Genomic DNA, 18,547 nt, shown 5'->3' with positions numbered 1-18,547 from the left:
ACGGTGCGGACAGGAGGGCGGAGATGGCAGCGGACACGGGGGAAGAGCCGATGGCGGGCGCCGGCGGTGCGGGCACGGAGTCCGGGCGGGGCGCCGCCGGTGGGCGCGGCCTGAGCCGGCGGCGGCTCGGTGCGCGGTTGCTCGCGCTCGGCGGAGTGCTCGTCCTGCACGCCGCGCTGCCCGGTGCGGCGGGAGCGGCGGGGAACCCGGCCGAACGGCGCGCCCTCCAGGGGCTGCGCCTGCGGTACGGGTCCGCGCGCCGGGCCGGGCTGCTGGAACGGCACCTGGAGGCGGTGGCGGACGAGGCCCGGCGCTTCCTGGGCCCCTCCCCCGAGCACCCCTACTACGCGGGTGCGGTGGTCCTCGCCGGGCGGGGCCGTACCGTCGCCCTGCACCGGGCCATGGGACACGCCGTCCGGTACGCCGACTACGACGGGCGCACCGACCGGGTCCGGGAGTTCCCCGCGGCCGAGCGGATCGCGATGGCGGAGGACACCGTCTTCGACCTGGCGTCCCTGACGAAGCTGTTCACCTCGATCCTGGCCGTGCAGCAGATGGAGCGGGGCCGTTTGGAGCTGGAGGCCCAGGTGCGCCGCTACCTTCCGGAGTTCACCGGCGGCGGCAAGGAGGTCATCACGGTCCGTCAGCTGCTCACGCACACCTCGGGACTGCGCTCATGGGCGCCCTTCTACCAGGAGCCCACGCCGGAGGGCCGGCTGCGGCTGCTGTGGTCGGTCAGGCCGCAGGAGCCGCCGGGCTCCGTGTACCGCTACTCCGACCTGAACCTCATCGCGCTCCAACTGCTCCTGGAACGGATCACCGGTCGCACGCTGGACGTCCTGCTCCACGACGAGATCACCGCTCCGCTCGGCATGCACCGCACGCGTTACAACCCGCCGCTCTCCTGGCGCCGCGTCACCGCGGCCACCGAGGTGCAGCGCCCGCCCTGGTCCGGTCTTGACCGCGGCCTGGTGTGGGGCGAGGTCCACGACGAGAACGCCTTCGCCCTCGGGGGCGTCGCCGGCCATGCCGGGGTCTTCGGCACCGCCTGGGACCTGGCCGTCCTGGCCCGCACCCTCCTCGACGGCGGCGCCTACGCGGGGCGGCGCATCCTGCGGCCCGCCTCCGTGGAACTGCTCTTCACCGACTACAACACCGCGTTTCCCGGCGACGACCACGGCCTCGGCTTCGAGCTCTACCAGCACTGGTACATGGGGGCGATGGCCACCCCGCACTCGGCCGGCCACACCGGGTTCACGGGCACCTCCCTCGTCCTCGACCCCTCCACCGACTCCTTCCTGATCCTGCTGGGCAACTCCGTCCACCCCGTGCGCACCTGGCGGGCCGGCAGCGCGCCGCGGGTCGCCGTCGGCAACCGCTTCGCCCGCGCCGTCCCGGTACGCACCCGGCACGGCGGTGCGGCCTGGTTCTCCGGGACCACCCCGGGGAGCTCGGGCACCCTCACCCTGCCGCCGCTCACTCCGGCCACCGCAGCGGCCCGGCTGCGCTGCGCGGTGTGGTGGGACACCGTGCCCGGTGAAGGCGCCCTGCACCTGGAGGCCTCGGCCGACGGGGCGGACTGGGCGCCGCTGCCGTTCACCACGCTGCGGTCCACCGGCGGCTCCCCCGAGGAGTGGCCGCGGGGATCGGTCGGCGGCTGGTCCGGGCGCATCTGGCACCGCCTGGAGGCCCCCCTCACGGCCGTGTGGGCGGGGCGGGAGGTGCGGCTGAGGTTCCGCCACGAAGCCACCGGCCGCTATGCGGGGCGCGGCGTGTACGTGGACGTCGTACGCGTCGCGGAGCCGGCACGGCTGCTGTTCGCCGAGGACCGCCCCGACGACGCCGCCCGCGTCGAGGCCGTCGGCTGGACCCGGTCCGCGGACTGAGCGACCCGCGCCGGTCAGTCGCGCACCAGGCAGAAGGGGTGCCCCGCCGGATCCGCGTACACCCGCCAGCCGCGGCCGTCCGCTCCGTCGAGCAGGGTCCCGCCGGCCGCCAGCACCTCCTCCTGCGCCCGGTCCAGGTCCGGGACGCCGAGGTCGAGGTGGAACTGCTGCGGCCGGCTGGGGTCGGGCCAGCTCGGGGGCACGTGGTCGGCCGCCCGTTGGAAGGCGAGGACCAGACCCGACGGCGTGTGCAGGGTCGACCAGTCCTCGTCGAGCGACCACCGCCGGTCCGGCCGGTCGACGCTGCCGCCCAGCAGTGACCGGTAGAAGGCGGCGAGCGCCCGCGGCTCGGGACAGTCCAGGACCACGCACTGCAGTTCAGCGATCATGACCGGATCCTAGGGGTTGCCCGGGCGGTCGGGCCGGATCCGGCGAACCGCGTCCCGCTCGTCGGGGCGACCGGCCGGCCGGGCCCAACAGGACAGCGTGACGCGGGCGAACGCGTGAATCAAGCCATGCGAAGGGGTGTATTTTCAGCCATGCCGAGCGTAGCGTGAGCGCACTCCACCAGGAGGAACGCACCGGCCCTCCCGCCTTGCATCCGCCGGCGCGTACCGATGGAAGAGCCCCGCCGCCACATCCCCCGGTGCGGCGGGGCTCTTCTGCGTTCGCCGGCCACCGGGGGCCGGCCGCCTCAGGCCGGGTCGGCCAGGGCCGCTGCGAGCATCCGACGCGCCACGTCGGTCAGTTCGGCCGGATCGGGCGCCGGGCGGGACCGGGCCAGGGCGCCCGCCAGCCGGTCGTACAGCACTCCTTCGGTCCAGGCGACCAGCAGTTCGGCGGCCTCGTCGGGCCGGTCGGATCCGAGTGCGGCGACGATGCCCGCCGCACGGACCCTGGCCTGCCGTCCCGCCCGGTGCAGGTCCGCCTCCAACTCCGCATTGCGGGCCGCCTCCAGGCTCAGTTCGAAGCGCGCCAACTGACGCTCGCGCCCCTCGGTCAGCCAACGGTGCAGCAGTCCCGCCAGCGCTGCCGCGGCCGCCTCCCGGTCGGGCGCCGCAGAGCGGTCCGGCCCTGCGGCACCCCCGGAGGGGCTGCCGTCGTCCACGTCCGCGAGGTCCAGCTCGGCCAGCCTCTGATAGCAGGCGCCGATCAGGGCCGTCCTTGTACGGAAGTAGTACGAGGTGCTTCCCGCGGGCAGTCCGGCGGCCGCGTCGACCGCCCGGTGGGTCAGACCCCGGAGCCCGGCGGCGGCCACGAGGCCGATCGCGGTGTCGGCGATCAACGTCCGCCGGCCGGCGGGGGGAGGAGAGGACGGAGCGGGGGGTGGAGTGGACATCAGCCCACTCTACAGCTGTAGAGTGAATCTCATCAGCCTCTACACATGTAGAGGTCGGCAGAGAGGCAGGGATCCGTCATGTCGGCAGTTCAGCGTCACGCGGTCGTCGCCGGGGCGGGTATCGGCGGTCTGACCGCGGCCGTGGCCCTGCACCGCAAGGGCTGGCGGGTGACCGTGTGCGAGCGGGCGCCCGGCCCGGCCGCCGTCGGCGCCGGGATCGTCCTCGCGCCCAACGCCCTGCGTGCCTTCGACGCCATCGGCTTCGACTTCGCGCGCGCCGCGGGCCGCGCCCTTCCGGCGGCCATGGGCCTGCGCCGCCCCGACGGCCGCTGGCTGAGCCGCGCCGACACGGCGGGACTGGCCGCCCGCTACGGAGGCCCGCCGCTCGCCGTGCACCGCTCGGCCCTCGTCGACGCCCTCACCGCCGCCCTCCCCGCGGGGACGGTCCGCTACGGCGTCGAGGTCACCTCCGTGGACGACGCAGACGGCGTCCCGGTGGTCCGCACCCGCGCCGGCGACCTCGACGGCTCCGCCGACCTCGTGGTCGCCGCGGACGGCATCCACAGCCCGCTGCGCCGCCAGTACTTCCCGGACCACCCCGGCCTCCACCACAGCGGGGAGACCGCCTGGCGCACCGTCCTGCCGGCTGCCGCGAGCCCGGTGGGGGCGGCGACCGCCGAGACCTGGGGCCGCGGCCGGCGCTTCGGCGTGGTCCCGCTCGCCGACGGCAGGACCTACGTCTACGCCACCGCCGTCGCCCCCGAGGGGTACCGCCCGGCCGACGTCCGCGCCGAACTGCTGCGCCACTACGGCACCTGGCACGATCCGATCCCGGCCGTACTGGAGCGCATCGACCCGGCGGACGTCCTCCAGCACGACCTCTACGACCTGGCGGCCCCGCTCCCCCGCTTCCACCACGGGCGCCTGGCCTGGCTCGGCGACGCCGCCCACGCCATGACGCCCAACCTGGGACAGGGCGGGTGCCAGGCCGTCGAGGACGCGGTGGTCCTCGCCCACCTGTTGGACGGAGCCGGGCCGACCGGCGTGCCCGCGGCGCTCGCCGCCTACAGTACGGCCCGCTGCGCCCGCACCGACGCCATCCGGGTCCGGGCCCGCCGCGCGGGGCGGATCGCCGCCGTCACGCACCCCCTCGCCGTGGCCCTGCGCGACCTCGCCGTCCGCGCCACCCCCGCCCGGGTCGCGCACCGCGCACTGGACGACGTCTTCGACGGCTTCACCCTTCCGGCCGCAATGGGCGCCGCACCCACGGGCGTTGGCACTCGTTGACGAAGGCCGTGCGCACCCCGCTCATCCACGGTGAGGCCGACGGCCGCTACCTGCTCGTCGCCTCCAAGGGAGATGCGGACGAGCAGCCGCTGCGGTTCCGCAACCTCGGCGCGAACCCGGAGGTCCGCATCCAGGTCGGACCGCGGATCCTCCGGGGCACGGCGCGCACCGCGAACGCCGAGGAGCGCGCCGCGTACGGGCCGGTGATGGGGAAGCACTGGCCCGCCTACGACGAGTACCAGCCCAAGTCGGACCGGGAGATCCCCCTCGCTGGTGATCGAGCCCGCCGCTCAGGGGGAGTAGCCCAGCACCGCCATCGCGGCGTTGTGGCCGGGCACCCCGCTGACTCCGCCGCCGCGGGCCGCGCCCGCACCGCACAGCAGGACGTTGCGGTGGGCCGTCTCCACGCCCCACCGGCCCGATTCCTGGTCGGCGTACGGCCAGGACAGGTCGCGGTGGAAGATGTGGCCGCCGGGCAGCCGCAGTTCGCGTTCGAGGTCCAGCGGGGTCTTCGCCTCGATGCACGGACGGCCGTCCGCGTCGAAGGCCAGGCAGTCGGTCAGCGGCTCGGCCAGATGTGCGTCGAGCTGTGCGAGGGTGGCGGTCAGCAGCACCTCCCGCGCCTGCTGGTTGTCGTGCGCGAACAGCCGGGCCGGGGTGTGCAGGCCGAAGAGGGTGAGCGTCTGGTAGCCCTGCTCGACCAGCTCGGGACCGAGGATCGTCGGGTCGGTCAGCGAGTGGCAGTAGATCTCCGAGGGCGGTACCGACGGCAGTTCCCCGGCCGCGGCCTCCGCGTGGGCCCGGGCGAGCTGGTCGTAGCCCTCGGCGATGTGGAAGGTGCCGCCGAAGGCCTCCCGCGGGTCCACGCCGGTGTCCCGCAGCCGGGGCAGCCTGCGCAGCAGCATGTTGACCTTGAGCTGGGCGCCCTCGGGGGCCTTCGCCGGGGGCTCGGCCGGGCTGTCGCCGAGGAGGTCGGCCAGCGCCCGGGGCGAGGCGTTCACCAGCACCGTGCGGCCCACGACCCGGCCCTCGCCGGTGGCCGTACGGAACACCACCTCGGCCGGAGCGACCCCGTCCGTGTCGATCCGGAGCACCTCGTGGCCGGTGGCGATCTCCGCGCCCGCTTTGGTCGCGGCCGCCGCGAGGGCGTCGGTCAGGGCGCCCATCCCGCCGACGGGTACGTCCCAGTCCCCGGTCCCGCCGCCGATGACGTGGTAGAGGAAGCACCGGTTCTGGACGAGTGAGGGGTCGTGGGCGTCGGCGAAGGTGCCGATGAGGCCGTCCGTGAGGACCACCCCGCGGACGAGGTCGTCGCTGAAGTGCCGTTCCACCGCGACGCCCAGCGGCTCCTCGAACAGCATCCGCCACGCGGCCTCGTCGTCGATCCGGGCCCGCAGCTCCGCCCGGCCGGGCAGCGGCTCGGTCAGGGTGGGGAACACCGCGCGGGCCACCCGCCCGGTGGTCGCGTAGAAGGCGCGCCAGCTGTCGTACTCCCGGTCCGACCCGGTCAGCCGCGCGAAGGACTCCCGGGTGCGCTCCTCTCCCCCGCCGACGAGCAGTCCGCCGGGCCGCCCGTCGCGCTCGGTCGGCGTGTACGAGGAGACCGTGCGCCGGCGTACGGCGAAGCTCAGCCCGAGGTCGCGGACGATCTTGTCGGGCAGGAGGGAGACCAGGTACGAGTAGCGCGAGAGGCGGGCGTCGACGCCCACGAAGGGTCTGCTGGAGATCGCCGCCCCGCCGGTGGTGCCGAGCCGTTCCAGGACCAGCACCGAGCGGCCCGCCCGGGCCAGGTACGCGGCGGCCACCAGTCCGTTGTGCCCGCCGCCCACGATCACGTCGTCGTACACGTCCCGCCCGAAGGTCGTCATGGCTCTTGGTAGCACACCTGGCCGAGCCGCTCCAGACAGTGTGCCTCGTCGGCGTGGGCCAGCACCGTCTCCGGATGCTCGTCGCCCAGCGACCGCTCGCGGATGCCGGACAGGTCCCGGTAGATCGGCAGGGCCTCGTCCCAACGGCCCAACCGTCCCAGGCCGACGGCCAGTTCACGGCGGCTGACCAGGGTGTCGGCGTGCTCGGCGCCCAGCGTGCGGGCCCGGGCGGCGGCCACCTGGCGGGCCTCGGCCACCGCCTCCTCCCAGCGCTCCAGGCGGCCCAGGTTGACGCCGAGGACGTGCCGGGCGCGCAGCGTCTCGGGGTCGGTCGCCCCGTAGGCCCGGGTGCGGTCGCGGACCAGGGCCCGGAAGAGGTCGAGGGCCTGGGCGCTGCTGCCGGTGCGGCCGAGCGCGATGCCGACCTCGTAGCGGGCGGCCAGGGTGTCGGGGTGGTCGCGGCCCAGGACCCGTTCGCGTGCGGCGGCGACCTCGCGGAAGCCGGCCAGCGCCTCCTGCCATCGGTCGAGCCGGCCGAGGACGTACGCCGCCTCGTACCGGGTCAGCAGGGTGTCGGGGTGTTCGGCACCCAGGACGGCGGCCCGGTCCGCGGCGACCGCCACGGCCGTGGTGTGCGCGTCGGCATACCGGCCCAGCGCCCGCAGCGCGCAGGCCAGGTTGTGGCGGCAGCGCAGGGTGTCGGGGTGGAGCGGGCCCATGGTGCGCTCGCGGGCGACGAGCACCGCGCGGTAGACGTCGTGCGCCTCCTGGTGCCGGCCGAGCCGGCCCATCTCGTACGCCGCCTCCTGGCGCGCGGCGAGGGTGTCGGCGTGGTCGGCGCCGAGGACCCGGGCGCGGCCGTCGGCGACGGCCGCGTAGACGGAGAGCGCCTCCTCGGTGCGGCCGGCGCGGCTGAGGGCGTAGGCGCGGGCGTGGCCGGCCGCGAGCGCGTCCGGGCCGGTCTCACGCGGGCCCGCGGGGCGCGGGAAGCCGTACGCCACGGTCAGGCGCGGGTCCTCGGCGGGCGCGGGACGCATGGGGGTGCCGCCGGCCCGGGCCGCGCCCTGCCCGCTGCGCGGGCGGGGTACGGACCGTGCGTCGGCGGGGGGCAGGGCGGACTGCTCGCCGGTGGCCCTGGGGGCCGTCCAGGAACCGGTGAGCACGGCCCAGGCGCCGCTGGCGGGACGCGCGTCGAGGCCGGCCTTGCGGCCGGCGGTCATGCCGCGGGCCCAGGCCGGGAGCGGGGCGAGGGCGCCGGGGAGGCCGCCGGGGCCGAGCCGGGACTCCACAAGACTGCGGTGCACGTGCCGGGCGTCCTGCGGCCGGTCGTCGGGGCACTTGGCGAGCAGGTCCAGGACCACCTGCTCGAAGTAGCCGGGCAGCTCGGGACGGTGCTCGCGCAGCGGGACGGGCGGGGTGTCGCGGTGACCGATGAGCACCGACCAGGAGTCGCCGAGGTCGAAGGGCGGGGCGCCGGTGGCGATCTCGTACAGGACGCAGCCGAGGGAGTAGAGGTCGCTGCGGTGGTCGACCTCGCCGCCCGCGATCTGCTCCGGCGACATGTAGTGCGGGGTGCCCATGGCCATGCCGCCGCCGGTCAGTTTGGCGGTGAAGCCGATATCGTGGGCGAGCCGGGCGATGCCGAAGTCGCAGATCTTCACCGTGCCGTCGACGAGCCGCATGATGTTGGCCGGTTTCAGGTCGCGGTGGACCACGCCCTGGTCGTGGGTGTAGCCGAGGGCGGCGGCCATCTGCTCGGCGATGTCGACGACCACGTCCACGGGGAGCGGGCGGGTCTCGTTGTCCTCCATGAGCTGGCTGAGGTTGCGGCCTTCGAGGAGCTCCATGACGAGGTACAGGGGGCCGCCGGCGGCGCTGTCGTCGCCGAAGTCGTGGACGACGGTGACGCCGCGGTGCTGGAGGGACGCGGCCACGCGCGCCTCGCGCCGGAACCGTTCGCGCAGCACCTGGGTGAAGTGGGCGTCCTGTTCGGAGCCGATCGGTTTGAGGCACTTCACGGCGACATGCCGGCCCAGCGATTCGTCCCGGGCGCGCCACACTTCGCCCATGCCGCCGCGCCCGATCAGATCGAGCGACCGGTACCGGCCCTGGATCAGTCTGGACTCCGCCATGTCTTGAAATCGCCCCCGTCGTCGCGCTACGCCCTCCCCGGCCGGTCCAGTATGGCCGCTGATGTACGCAGTGTGTACGGGGAGGGGCGGCTCCCGGGGCCCATGCGACGCATCGCTTTCAAGATGTGACCTGGAGGCAGCTTCCAGCGCAGACCTGCGGGAATACTGCGCAGCAGGCGTCCGGTGAGGCGCAGGCGGCGGGTGACGCTGCGCGGGGTGGGAGCGGGCCTGCCGTACAGCTGGTGCGCCCAGCCGGGGAGGGAACCGTACGCGAGCCCGGCAAGCGGCCGCCACAGCAGGTTTCGGCCAGGCACGAGGAGGGGATGAACGGGCGGCCCGCGCAGGAAGTCGTCCACGGCGCGGGCGTCGGGCCCGGCGGCGAGCGCGGGGCGGACCGCCTCGAAGTAGGCGGCGAGCTGGGCGGTATCGGCGGGGACCGCGGCCGGGTCGAGGCCGACCAGGCGGGCGTTGACCCGGTTCTCGTCGACGTAGCGGTCGGCCTGGGCCGGGGTGAGCGCGACGCCGGACCGGCGCAGGACGTGCAGGAAGCTGTCGATCTGCGCGCAGTGGATCCACAGCAGCAGCTCGGGGTCGTCGATGCGGAAGGTGCACCCGGTGGCCGGATCGGTGGCGGTGAGCGTGCGGTGGAGGGCTCGGACCCGACGGCCGGCCCGCTCGGCCGCCTCGGTGGTGCCGTAGGTGAGGGTGCCGACGAAGTCGGCGGTGCGCATCAGCCGGCCCCAGGCGTCGCGCCGGAAGTCGGAGTTCTCCGTCACCCCGCGGACGGCCCGCGGGTGGAGGGCCTGGAGGTAGAGCGCGCGGACTCCCGCAATCCACATCATCGGGTCGCCGTGGCACTGCCAGGTGACGGACTCGGGGCCGTACAGCCCCGGGTCGGCGCCGGATCCGGTGTTCCCCATCCCGTACCTCCCCGTCGCAGGCACCCGGCCGCTCCGCTCCAGCGTACCGAGCGGACGGTCACCGGGCAGGCGGGTCGGCTCGCGTCGACCGGTGCCGGAGGGTGCCCGGTCGACGGTCGACGGCGTGTGTCCGCCGCCTCGGAACGGGCAGGAGCCCGGTGTGAAGCTCATGTCGGGGCGGCGCGCCCGCAGGAGGCGCCGGCGCAGGGCGCTGGCCCGCCTGCGGCCCCGGGCCGTCCTCCTCCGGATCGGCGGGCGGCTCGGCCGGTGGTTCGGTCGCCGGCTTACGGTGTGGAGTCTGCGCCTGACCTGGTGGGGCGCGCGCCGGGTGCTGCGCCGCGTGCTGCGCGCCCTTCTGCTTCTCGCCCCCCGATGACGGGTCCGGCCACGCCGCGACGGGCCGCAGGCACGGGGGCACACGGCGCAGCGGCGCCCGGCGACACGCCTCGTCGCGGACCCCGCAGCACGGCCCGGACGGTGGGGCGACCGGCATAGTGGAGGAGTGACCACCGAACACGACGATGCGGGCGGCGACGACGCCCCCGCCACCCGTTCTCCGGAGCCGGACGGCGGCCAGGACGAAGAGGCGCACGTCATCGTGGTGGGGGCCGGACCGGCCGGTTCCGCCGCGGCGGCGCATCTGGCCCGGGCGGGTCTCGACGTACTGCTGCTGGAGAAGAGCGGCTTCCCCCGGGAGAAGGTCTGCGGCGACGGGCTGACCCCGCGGGCCGTTCACCAGCTGGTACGGCTCGGCATCGACGTGAACGCACCGGGCTGGATGCGCAACAAGGGCATGCGGTGGGTCTGCGACGGCCACCAGGTGGAGCTGGACTGGCCCACCCTGGGCAGCCTGCCCGACTTCGGGCTCACCCGCAGCCGCCACGACTTCGACGACCTCCTCGCCGCTCATGCCCGCGCCGCCGGAGCCCGGCTGCGGACCCATGTGAAGGTGACGGCCCCGTTGTCCGACCGGTCCGGGCGGATCGTCGGAGTGGCCGCCACCCGCGGCCCGGACAAGCAACCGGTCACCTACCGGGCGCCGCTCGTCGTCGCCGCCGACGGCGCGTCGGCCCGGATCGCCGTCGCTCTCGGCCTCGCGCGCGACGCGGGCCGCCCGGTCGCCGCGGCGGCCCGCCGCTACTACCGCAGCGAGACCCGCACCCACGACCCGTACCTCGAACTCTGGGCCGATCTGCGCTGTCCGCACACGGGACTGGACCTCCCCGGCTACGGCTGGGTGTTCCCCCTCGGTGACGGACGCGTCAACGTCGGCCTCGGCGCCCTGCCCCAGCGGCGCAGCCGGCCCGTGGACCTGCGGGCCGCCATGGATCACTGGGTCACCCGCCTGCCGGCGGGGTGGGGCGTGCGGGAGGAGAACGCGCAGTCGCCGCTGCGCAGCGCGCCCCTGCCCATGGGCATGAACCGGCGGCCCCAGTACCGCCGGGGCCTGCTGCTGGTCGGCGACAGTGCGGGCATGGTCAGCCCGTGGAGCGGTGAGGGCATCGGCCAGGCCATGGAAGCCGCCGAGGTGGCGGCGGAGACCATCGCACTGGCCCTCGCCCGGCCGGACGGCGCGAGGCGCGAACACGCCCTGCACCAGTACCCGGCGGAGATCCACCGCCGCTGGGGGCGCTACTACCGCCTCGGCAACCTCGCCAGCGACCTCGTCTTCTCCCGCTACGGCTTCCGGGCCGTGCTCCGCCCCCGCGTCATGGCCTCCCCCGTGCTCCTGCGCACCTTGGCCCGGCTGCTCACGGACGTGAGCGCCGAACCGCGCCGCGACAGCATCGACGCCGTGCTGCACACCCTCCTCCGGCTGGTCCCGACGCCGCGGCCGTAGAAGGTGTACGCGGCGCCGGAACGGGCACGCGCAGGGTGGCGGGACGACCGGCCCGTCCTTCTCAGGCAGGTTCTGGAGGTGTCGAGGATGGCCGCAGGGAAGAAGGCCAAGAACGTCGGCAAGACCGTCAAGGGAAAGGCGAAGGAGGCCACCGGCAGGGCGGTCGGCAACGAGAGCCTGGAGACGAAGGGCCGTGCCGAGCAGGCCGCGGGTGACGCGAAGCAGGCGGCCCAGAAGGCGAAGGACGCCCTGAAGCACTGACGACGATCGACGTGCCCGGAGAGGCCGGCGGCTGAGCCGCCGGCCTCTCCCTTGCCTGGGGACCGCCCTGCGTCAGCGGCGGCGCGACCGCCGGCGCGGCGCTTCCTCCTCTTCCTCCTCTTCCTCCTCCTCGGGCTCTTCCTCCCCCTCGGGCTCTTCCTCCCCCTCGGGCTCTTCCTCCTCCTCGGGCTCTTCCTCGTCCTCGTATTCGTCCTCGTACTCGTCCTCGCCTTCGTCCGCGCCGCCGCCGTCCTGCTCGTCGCCTTCCTCGTCCGCGTCCTCGTAGGCGTCCTCGTACTCGTCGGCGTCGGCGTCCTCGTCCTCGTCCTCGTCCTCCGGAGAGGCGTCGTCCTCGGTGCCGGCTTCCTCTCCCTCGTCGCCCTCCCCCGTCTCCTCGTCCTCTTCCGACTCGTCGGCCGCGGCCTGCTCCTCCTCCAGGGCCTCTTCGTGCGTGACGACGACCTCGCCGTCCTGGATCTCTCCGCGCCAACCTTCCGGCTCGTCGTTGGAGAGGGTGACGAAGCGGTTGAAGTTCTTCAGGTCGAGCCGCATGCGCCGGCCCTGCGCCCGCCAGATGTTGCCCGTCTTCTCGAAGAAACCGGCGGGGTAGTACTCGACGACGAGGACGATCCGGGTGAGCGACGGGGCCAGTTCGTGGAAGCTCACGCAGCCGCGGGTGGTCCCCTTGGCGCCCTCCGAGGACCACAGGATCCTCTCGTCCGGCACCTGCTCCTGGATCGTGGCCTTCCAGCTGCGGGTCGACGGGCCCACCTTGACCTTCCAGTCCGTGGTCGTGTCGTCGTTCTGCGAGACGCTGCGTACGCCCTTGGCGAAGCTGCTGAAGTTCTCGTACTGGGTCCAGTGGTCGTAGACGGTGCGCAGCGGCAGGCCCACGTCCATGGTCTCCATGATGTGCATGGCCTTGGTGCCGCCTTTGCGGCCCTTGCCCTTGCTCTTGCCTCCGAGCAGGCCGCCGGTCGCTTCGCCGACCTTGTCCTTCAGCCCGCTGAACGTCTGCCCGAGCACGGCCTTCACGGGCGAGTCGCCCTGGAGGAGCCGACCTCCCACCCCGGCGAGGGACCCTCCGTTCTCGGCGACGTCGGAGAGGCGGTCGGTGAGGTCCCCCACCTTGTCCACGGCCTTGTCCGCCAGCCCTTCGGCCTGGGCGGAGACGTACGAGCCGAGTTCGCCGAGCAGTTTGTCGAATCCGGACTGTCCGTCCTTGGAGCCCTGCTGTGTGGTGGCCATGCTTCACCTCCGCGCCGTCGGCTTGCGGCGGGCCGTTTTCTTCGTGGCCGCGGTCGTTTTGGCGGCACTCTTGGACGCGGCCTGGCGGCCGGGGGACTTCTTCGCCGTGGCCTTCTTCGCCGTGGCCTTCTTGGCAGCGGGTCTGCTCGCGGACTTCGTGGCCGCCGTCTTCCTCGCGGGGGCGGCCTTCTTCGCCGGGGCCGACTTCTTCGCGGGAGCCGACTTCTTGGCGGCAGTGGCGGACTTCTTGGCAGGGGCTGTCTTCTTCGCGGGAGCCGACTTCTTCGCGGCCGGGGCGGACTTCTTCGCCGGAGCCGCCTTCTTGGCTGCCGGAGCGGCCTTCTTGCCGGGAGCGGCCTTCTTTGCGGGAGCGGCTTTCTTCGCCGGGGCAGACTTACGGGCGGCGCTCCTGCGCGCGGGTGCGGGGTGTTCCTCCGCCTTGGCGGTACCGCCGGAGGTGGAGCGGCGGCGGGCGGACCGCGGACGCGCCGCGGGCTCTTCCTCTTCCGCTTCCTCTTCTTCCTCTTCCTCCTCCGTCTCGTCCCCGTCCTCGTCCTCGTCCCCCTCCTCCTCGGCTTCCTCCTCGGCCGCGGGCTCCTCGGGCTCCTCGGGCTCCTCGGGCTCCTCCTCGGGCTCCTCGTCCTGCTCGTACTCGTCCTCGTACTCCTCCTCGTCCGGTTCCCCCTCCTCCTCGTCCTCGCCTTCGCCCTCCTGGTACGGCTCCTCCTCCGCCTCGTCCTCGTCCTCGTCCTCGTAAGCGTCCTCGTACTCCTCCTCGCCGGCGTCCTCGCCCTCTTCGTCGTCCTTGCGGCCGAGGGCCAGCGTCCGCTGGTGGATCGAGTCGGCGAGCTGGGAGAGCTGGCGGTTCGCGGCCGCGGTCAGCGCCTTGCGGCCGGCGTCGAGGGCCTCGCCCCGGATCTGCTCGCCCAGCTCGGCGACCTGTGGCATCTCGCCCAGCTTCTTCAGGCCCTGTGTTGCGAGCTCCCTCGGTTCGAGGCCGAGGCGGCGGCCGGCGACGTAGGTCGCCAGACTCAGGGCCATGCGGCCCTTTTTCGCCCGCCCCAGCACATAGCCGCCGACCACGGCGGCAGCCAGGGCGATCTTGGCATTGTCCTCCATGAGCCCTTTCCCTTCACCAGGTGCGCCAGGTGGCCTTCGACTCGGCCTTCCCCGTGCTGCCGCTGCGGCGGGTGCACGCGGGGGTGACGGGGCGCGCTGATCGCTCGGTCATAAGGGGCCTGCCCTCCTGCCGCCAGATATGCCTCACATGCGACGAAAATCTGATTTTGTTGTGATTCAACGCGTTTGATCTTCGTGCGAGCGGGCAGCCCTAGGTCAGTTCGCGAGGGGAGTGGATTCATGGCCCCAGCAGAACCGGCGCGCCGTCGGCGCTCGCCGCCCGACGGCGGTGACCGCGACGAGGCGACGACGAGCAGGCCCGGACGTGAGGCCCCGTCCCGGAAGCCGGCCGCACGCCGCGGCACCCCCGGGGCGGCCGCCGCGATGCGCATGGCGGCCCAGCAGCTTTCGGAACTGCTCGGGCGACGGCCCGAATCGGTATCGGCGCTCAGGCCCACCGAGGACGGCTGGGAGGCCCAGGTGGAGGTCGTGGAGCTGGAACGGATCCCCGACACCACCAGTGTCCTGGCCAGCTACAAGGTCGCGATGGACGAGGAAGGAGAGTTGATCTCCTACGAGAGGACCCGGCGGTACAGCAGAGGAATGATCGACCGGCCGGCGTGAGGGCCTCCGGCCACCGGTGAAGGGAAAGCGGCCATGACCGTGATGCCGCAAGGTGGAAGCAGCGTCAGCAGAGGCGGGGGCGGCAGCACCAGCAGCCTCTACGACGTCCTGGAACTGATCCTCGACCGGGGGCTGGTCATCGACGTGTTCGTCCGCGTCTCCCTGGTCGGGATCGAGATCCTCAAGATCGACGCCCGGATCGTGGTGGCCAGCGTCGACACCTACTTGCGGTTCGCCGAAGCCTGCAACCGCCTCGACCTCGAAGCCGGGCGCAAGGCGCCGGCCCAGCTCACGGACGTGGTCGGCGGCATGGTCGAGAGCGGTGCTCACGGCAAGTCCAAGGGCGCGCTCGGCGGAGCCGTGGACGCGGTGACGCAGTCCCTGACCGGCAAGTCCGGGGCGTCCGAGCAGGAGGAGCCGGAGGAGGAGCCCGAAGAGGAAGAAGCCCCCCGGCGGCGCCGCCCCGCACGCCGCCCCGTCCGCCGTGAGCGGGAGTGAGGGAGCAGGCGATGGCCCTGTACGTGTATTCGATCATCGGCGCCGGGCACCCCTGCCGTCTGGACGGGCTGACCGGCGTGGGCACGGAGCCGGGAACACTGCGCACCGTCACCACCGACGAGCTGTGCGCGGTCGTCAGCGACGTGGACGAGGAGGTCCGACCCAAGCGGCGCGACCTGACCGCCCACCAGGAGGTCCAGACGAGCCTGATGGCGGACGGTCCGGTCCTGCCCCTGCAGTTCGGGTACATCGCCCCGGACGAGCAGACGGTGCTGGAGGCCCTGCGGCAGCGCGCGGACTCCTACCTCGATTCCTTGCAGCGGCTCGAAGGCTGCGCCGAGTACAACGTCAAGGCCTCCCAGGACGAGGAGGCGCTCCTGCGCGACATCCTCGGCGAATTCCCCGAGGCGCGTGCACTCAACGACCGGATCCGCGGGGGCGACACCGACCCCCGGCTGCCGCTCCAGTTGGGGGAACTCGTCGCCGCGGAGGTGCGCGCCCGGCAGGAGACGCTCGCCTCCGGCCTCGTCCAGGCCCTGGTCGGCTTCGCCCGCGACCATGCCGTCCGCGCTCCCGTCGACGGCGACGTGCTCAACCTCTCCCTCCTGGTCCACGACGACCAGAAGGACGACTTCCTGGCGGCCCAGGCCGGCCTCGCCGAGCAGGTCGAAGGCGTCGCCTTCCGCTTCGGCGGGCCGCTGCCGCCGTACAGCTTCGTCTAGACGCCCAGGAGGAGCCATGGGTCTGCTGACCGGACTGCTGACCTCGCCACTGGCGCCCATGCGTGCCGTGGTGTGGGTGGCACAGCGCATCTCCGACAAGGCGAACGAGGAGTACTACGACCCCGCCCCCGTGTGGGCGGCGCTCGGCGACCTGGAGGGCCGGCTCCAACGGGGCGAGATCGACTCCGACACCTTCGAGGCCATGGAGGACGAACTGCTCGACCGGCTGGACGAGATCACCCGCTACCGGCAGCAGCAGCAGCCGTGACCTGGGAGGTCCCGTGACTGACCCGCTCGCCAACCGGCTGGGCCCTTTGCCGTCCCGTGCGACGCCGACGTCCTATCCCCCCAGCTCCTCCGCCAGCCTGGCCGACATCCTCGAACGGGTCCTGGACAAGGGCATCGTCATCGCAGGTGACATCCGCATCAACCTCCTCGACATCGAGTTGCTGACCATCAAGCTGCGCATCCTGATCGCCTCCGTCGACAAGGCCAAGGAGATGGGCATCGACTGGTGGGAGTACGACCCCTCGCTCTCCTCACGGCACAGCGGCCATCCGCTGGCCGAGGAGAACCGCCGGCTGCGGGCCGAGGTGGATGCCCTGCGACGCGAACGCCTCGGCACCGCGGAGCCCGCCGGGGCGGATGCGGCCGCCGACGATGCGGTCCGGGAAGAGGATCGCCCGGCCCGCCGGGCCGCCAGGAAGAACAGGCCCGCGCCATGACTGGGGAGCCGACCCTCACGTACGTGTACGCCGTCGCCGTGGCCACCCCGGGCCTGGACACGTTCGTGGCCGCGTTGCGGGGTGTGGGCGACGCCCCGGTCACGGTCCTGTCGCTGCCGGAGGAGGACCCCGGTCCGGCTGCTCCCGCATTCGTCACCAGCGAGGTCGCGCACGCCGACTGGCACGAGGAGGCGCTGCGGGTCCGCTTCGAGGACCTCGCATGGCTGGAGGCCACCGCCCGCGCCCACCACCACGTCATCCAGGCGCTCAGCGACGGGACGACCATCCTGCCGCTGCGGATGGCGACGCTCTACCAGGACCGGGAGCGGGCGCTGGCTGCGCTGCGCGAGCAGCGGTCCGCGTTCGCCGAGCGCCTCGCCCTGCTCGCCCACCACGCCGAGTACGGCGTCAAGGTCTACGTACGCCCCGACACCGGCACGGGCACCGGTGCGGACGGCGCGGCACCTGCCGCCGCCCCACCGGCCGCCGGCAGTCCCGGCAAGGCCTACCTCCAGGCCCGCAAGCGCCAGCACCACGCCCGGGAGGACCGCTACCAGCAGGCCGCACGGGCAGCGGAACGCATCGCCGCCGCGGCAGCCCCGCACGCGACCCACGCCGTACGGCACCCCACCCAGGCGGGCCCCCTGGCACGCGGCGAGAGCGGCGAGAACGTGCTCAACGACGCCTACCTCGTGCCCGAGGACCGCGCCGAGGCCTTCCGCCGGGCCGTGGAGCGGGCGGGCGAGGACCTGCCCGGCGTGCGCGTCGACGTCACCGGCCCGTGGGCGCCCTACTCCTTCGCCATGCCCGAGGCCGCGGCCGACGCCTCCGGTGGACGGGCATGACCGCCACCCCGCGCGACGAGTCCCTGCCGGGCCGGCAGGTCGCCCTCGTCGACCTCCTCGACCGGCTGCTGGCCGGGGGCGTCGTCATCACCGGGGACGTCGTCCTGTCGATCGCGGACATCGATCTGGTACGCATCTCCCTGCGCGCCCTCATCACCTCGGTCTCCGGTGGCCGCGACCTCTCCGCCCCGGGCGGCGGCGAGCGGCCGTGAACGGCGACCGACCCGCCGGGCGGCCCCCCACGCCGGACCTGAGCGGCGTGGGCGACACGATGGCCAACGCCTTCCGGCTCCTCCAGGCACCCCCCGCCGCCCCCGGCGGTGACCCGCCGCGGCCGGCCCGCCGCCTGCACACCGACCCGGACACCGTCGGCGAGGACCTCCTCAAGCTCGTCCTCACGCTCGTCGAGCTCCTGCGCCAGCTCATCGAACGCCAGGCCCTGCGCCGGGTCGACGAGGGCGATCTGACCGACGCGCAGGAGGAGGAGCTGGGGGCCACGCTGCTCGCCCTCCACGACCGCATGACGGAGTTGTGCGCGGAGCACGGCTACTCGCTGGAGGACCTCAATCTCGACCTGGGGCCGCTGGGCCCCCTCCTGCCGCCCTGAGCCGGCCGCCGGCCGCCGGGGCGCCCGGGCGCGGCATGGGAAACGGCTTCCCCCTGCGGGGGAAGCCGTTTTGTTTCTCGCTTCCAGGCCGCCGCGAGTGTCGCTAGTGCGCCGCGCGACGGAACAAGCGGAAGACGATCAGAAGGATGAGGGAGCCGACGATGGCGGCGATCCATGTCGAAAGCTCGAAGAAGCCGTCGACGGAGTCGACGCCGAAGATGACCTTGCCGAGCCATCCTCCGAGCAGAGCACCCACGATACCGATCAGTACGGTGATGATGAGACCGCCGGGGTCCCTACCGGGCATCAGCATCTTCGCGATGATGCCTGCGAGCAGTCCCAACAGAATCCAAGCAAGTATTCCCATGCTCTTGTCCTTCTCGCTGCGCGATCCCCGATACCGGTCAGCGCATCGTGTCCTTGCCCTTCTCCTTGACACTCCGCGCCTTGCCCCGGGCCTCCAGAGCCGCCCCCTTGGCGGCCAGGGTTTCCTTGCCGAGCGCGTGGGCCGCCTTTCTCACGACCTTGCCGGCGACCTGTTCCATTTCGGCTTTCGCCTTTTCACCGACACCCATGGCGTTCCTTTCACCGTGCAGCCGTTACGCATATATCCGCATATGGGATTC

At 73.4% G+C, this 18,547-nt stretch carries 22 protein-coding genes and 1 pseudogene; 14 read left to right on the top strand and 9 right to left on the bottom strand.

Going from position 1 to position 18,547, the window contains the following annotated elements:
• Positions 1 to 23 precede the first annotated feature (23 nt).
• Complete coding sequence (locus IF89_RS0101045; protein ID WP_420706848.1) at positions 24 to 1,886, top strand: serine hydrolase; 1,863 nt, start codon at positions 24 to 26, stop codon at positions 1,884 to 1,886.
• A 14-nt stretch (positions 1,887 to 1,900) separates the two neighbouring features.
• On the opposite strand, the gene IF89_RS0101040 is transcribed toward IF89_RS0101045, so the two are convergent.
• A complete protein-coding gene (locus tag IF89_RS0101040) occupies positions 1,901 to 2,275 on the bottom strand; it encodes a VOC family protein (protein WP_030759580.1) in 375 nt (124 codons plus the stop codon).
• 305 nt (positions 2,276 to 2,580) lie between these two features.
• Positions 2,581 to 3,225, bottom strand: a complete 645-nt coding sequence (locus tag IF89_RS0101035; RefSeq protein WP_051806675.1) for a TetR/AcrR family transcriptional regulator — start codon at positions 3,223 to 3,225, stop codon at positions 2,581 to 2,583.
• A 78-nt stretch (positions 3,226 to 3,303) separates the two neighbouring features.
• On the opposite strand from IF89_RS0101035, the gene IF89_RS45770 reads away from it, so the two are divergent.
• Together IF89_RS45770 and IF89_RS49565 are read left to right on the top strand one after the other, a co-directional pair.
• Positions 3,304 to 4,512: an FAD-dependent monooxygenase gene (locus IF89_RS45770; protein ID WP_030759575.1), complete on the top strand. Its 1,209-nt coding sequence runs from the start codon at positions 3,304 to 3,306 to the stop codon at positions 4,510 to 4,512.
• An 8-nt stretch (positions 4,513 to 4,520) separates the two neighbouring features.
• A pseudogene (locus tag IF89_RS49565) lies at positions 4,521 to 4,769 on the top strand (nitroreductase/quinone reductase family protein); the annotation flags it as partial.
• Between the two features lie 33 nt (positions 4,770 to 4,802).
• Here IF89_RS49565 and IF89_RS0101025 read toward each other — a convergent pair.
• The 3 genes from IF89_RS0101025 to IF89_RS0101015 are packed head-to-tail and all read right to left on the bottom strand — an operon-like array spanning position 4,803 to position 9,432.
• Positions 4,803 to 6,380, bottom strand: a complete 1,578-nt coding sequence (locus IF89_RS0101025; protein ID WP_043192514.1) for a phytoene desaturase family protein — start codon at positions 6,378 to 6,380, stop codon at positions 4,803 to 4,805.
• Positions 6,377 to 8,512 carry a serine/threonine-protein kinase gene (locus tag IF89_RS0101020; RefSeq protein ID WP_030759571.1) on the bottom strand — a complete coding sequence of 712 codons (2,136 nt, stop codon included), beginning with the start codon at positions 8,510 to 8,512 and terminating at the stop codon, positions 6,377 to 6,379. The genes IF89_RS0101025 and IF89_RS0101020 overlap by 4 nt, the downstream gene beginning before the upstream one ends.
• A 26-nt stretch (positions 8,513 to 8,538) precedes the next feature.
• Entirely contained in the window at positions 8,539 to 9,432 is an 894-nt protein-coding gene (locus IF89_RS0101015; protein WP_030759568.1) for an oxygenase MpaB family protein, read from the bottom strand.
• Between the two features lie 160 nt (positions 9,433 to 9,592).
• On the opposite strand from IF89_RS0101015, the gene IF89_RS40565 reads away from it, so the two are divergent.
• The 3 genes from IF89_RS40565 to IF89_RS0101000 all read left to right on the top strand — a co-directional run bounded on the left by IF89_RS40565 (position 9,593) and on the right by IF89_RS0101000 (position 11,533).
• Positions 9,593 to 9,808, top strand: a complete 216-nt coding sequence (locus IF89_RS40565; RefSeq protein WP_030759565.1) for a hypothetical protein — start codon at positions 9,593 to 9,595, stop codon at positions 9,806 to 9,808.
• Between the two features lie 126 nt (positions 9,809 to 9,934).
• On the top strand, positions 9,935 to 11,272 hold the full coding sequence (locus tag IF89_RS0101005) for a geranylgeranyl reductase family protein (protein WP_107047184.1): 1,338 nt from the start codon (positions 9,935 to 9,937) through the stop codon (positions 11,270 to 11,272).
• Between the two features lie 87 nt (positions 11,273 to 11,359).
• Entirely contained in the window at positions 11,360 to 11,533 is a 174-nt protein-coding gene (locus IF89_RS0101000; protein WP_030759559.1) for a CsbD family protein, read from the top strand.
• A gap of 72 nt (positions 11,534 to 11,605) precedes the next feature.
• Here the strand turns inward: IF89_RS0101000 and IF89_RS0100995 are convergent, their stop codons facing one another.
• On the bottom strand, positions 11,606 to 12,781 hold the full coding sequence (locus tag IF89_RS0100995) for an SRPBCC family protein (protein WP_030759555.1): 1,176 nt from the start codon (positions 12,779 to 12,781) through the stop codon (positions 11,606 to 11,608).
• A 3-nt stretch (positions 12,782 to 12,784) separates the two neighbouring features.
• Entirely contained in the window at positions 12,785 to 13,900 is a 1,116-nt protein-coding gene (locus IF89_RS45765; RefSeq protein ID WP_030759551.1) for a hypothetical protein, read from the bottom strand.
• Between the two features lie 240 nt (positions 13,901 to 14,140).
• Here IF89_RS45765 and IF89_RS0100980 point away from each other — a divergent pair, with 240 nt between their 5' ends.
• From IF89_RS0100980 to IF89_RS0100945, 8 genes are read left to right on the top strand one after another with little or no spacing between them, the layout of a single operon-like run.
• Complete coding sequence (locus IF89_RS0100980) at positions 14,141 to 14,524, top strand: gas vesicle protein (RefSeq protein ID WP_030759548.1); 384 nt, start codon at positions 14,141 to 14,143, stop codon at positions 14,522 to 14,524.
• Positions 14,525 to 14,557: 33 nt separating this feature from the next.
• Positions 14,558 to 15,022 (top strand): gas vesicle structural protein GvpA, encoded by a 465-nt coding sequence (locus IF89_RS0100975; RefSeq protein ID WP_030759544.1) that lies wholly within the window; start codon positions 14,558 to 14,560, stop codon positions 15,020 to 15,022.
• Positions 15,023 to 15,033: 11 nt separating this feature from the next.
• On the top strand, positions 15,034 to 15,744 hold the full coding sequence (locus tag IF89_RS0100970; protein ID WP_030759541.1) for a GvpL/GvpF family gas vesicle protein: 711 nt from the start codon (positions 15,034 to 15,036) through the stop codon (positions 15,742 to 15,744).
• A gap of 16 nt (positions 15,745 to 15,760) precedes the next feature.
• The gene (locus IF89_RS0100965; protein WP_030759538.1) at positions 15,761 to 16,012 is read left to right on the top strand and encodes a gas vesicle protein GvpG; all 252 of its coding nucleotides are present in this window, start codon (positions 15,761 to 15,763) and stop codon (positions 16,010 to 16,012) included.
• A 13-nt stretch (positions 16,013 to 16,025) separates the two neighbouring features.
• Positions 16,026 to 16,469, top strand: coding sequence for a gas vesicle protein (gene gvpJ / locus IF89_RS0100960; protein ID WP_043192509.1), 444 nt, complete (start codon positions 16,026 to 16,028; stop codon positions 16,467 to 16,469).
• Complete coding sequence (locus IF89_RS0100955; RefSeq protein ID WP_043192506.1) at positions 16,466 to 17,314, top strand: GvpL/GvpF family gas vesicle protein; 849 nt, start codon at positions 16,466 to 16,468, stop codon at positions 17,312 to 17,314. The genes gvpJ and IF89_RS0100955 overlap by 4 nt, the downstream gene beginning before the upstream one ends.
• Positions 17,311 to 17,526 (top strand): gas vesicle protein, encoded by a 216-nt coding sequence (locus tag IF89_RS37510; protein WP_043192504.1) that lies wholly within the window; start codon positions 17,311 to 17,313, stop codon positions 17,524 to 17,526. The genes IF89_RS0100955 and IF89_RS37510 overlap by 4 nt, the downstream gene beginning before the upstream one ends.
• A 59-nt stretch (positions 17,527 to 17,585) precedes the next feature.
• The gene (locus IF89_RS0100945; protein WP_078628040.1) at positions 17,586 to 17,921 is read left to right on the top strand and encodes a gas vesicle protein K; all 336 of its coding nucleotides are present in this window, start codon (positions 17,586 to 17,588) and stop codon (positions 17,919 to 17,921) included.
• Between the two features lie 103 nt (positions 17,922 to 18,024).
• On the opposite strand, the gene IF89_RS0100940 is transcribed toward IF89_RS0100945, so the two are convergent.
• Both IF89_RS0100940 and IF89_RS46865 read right to left on the bottom strand, forming a co-directional pair.
• Positions 18,025 to 18,288, bottom strand: a complete 264-nt coding sequence (locus IF89_RS0100940) for a GlsB/YeaQ/YmgE family stress response membrane protein (protein WP_030759529.1) — start codon at positions 18,286 to 18,288, stop codon at positions 18,025 to 18,027.
• A 37-nt stretch (positions 18,289 to 18,325) separates the two neighbouring features.
• Complete coding sequence (locus IF89_RS46865) at positions 18,326 to 18,496, bottom strand: hypothetical protein (RefSeq protein ID WP_199820448.1); 171 nt, start codon at positions 18,494 to 18,496, stop codon at positions 18,326 to 18,328.
• Between the last annotated feature and the right edge of the window lie 51 nt (positions 18,497 to 18,547).

The organism is Streptomyces sp. NRRL F-2664 (assembly GCF_000719345.1).
In the GTDB taxonomy this organism is placed as follows: domain Bacteria; phylum Actinomycetota; class Actinomycetes; order Streptomycetales; family Streptomycetaceae; genus Streptomyces.
The sequence above is the reverse complement of the archived record's forward strand: the minus strand, read 5'-3'. Positions and strand labels throughout refer to the sequence as shown.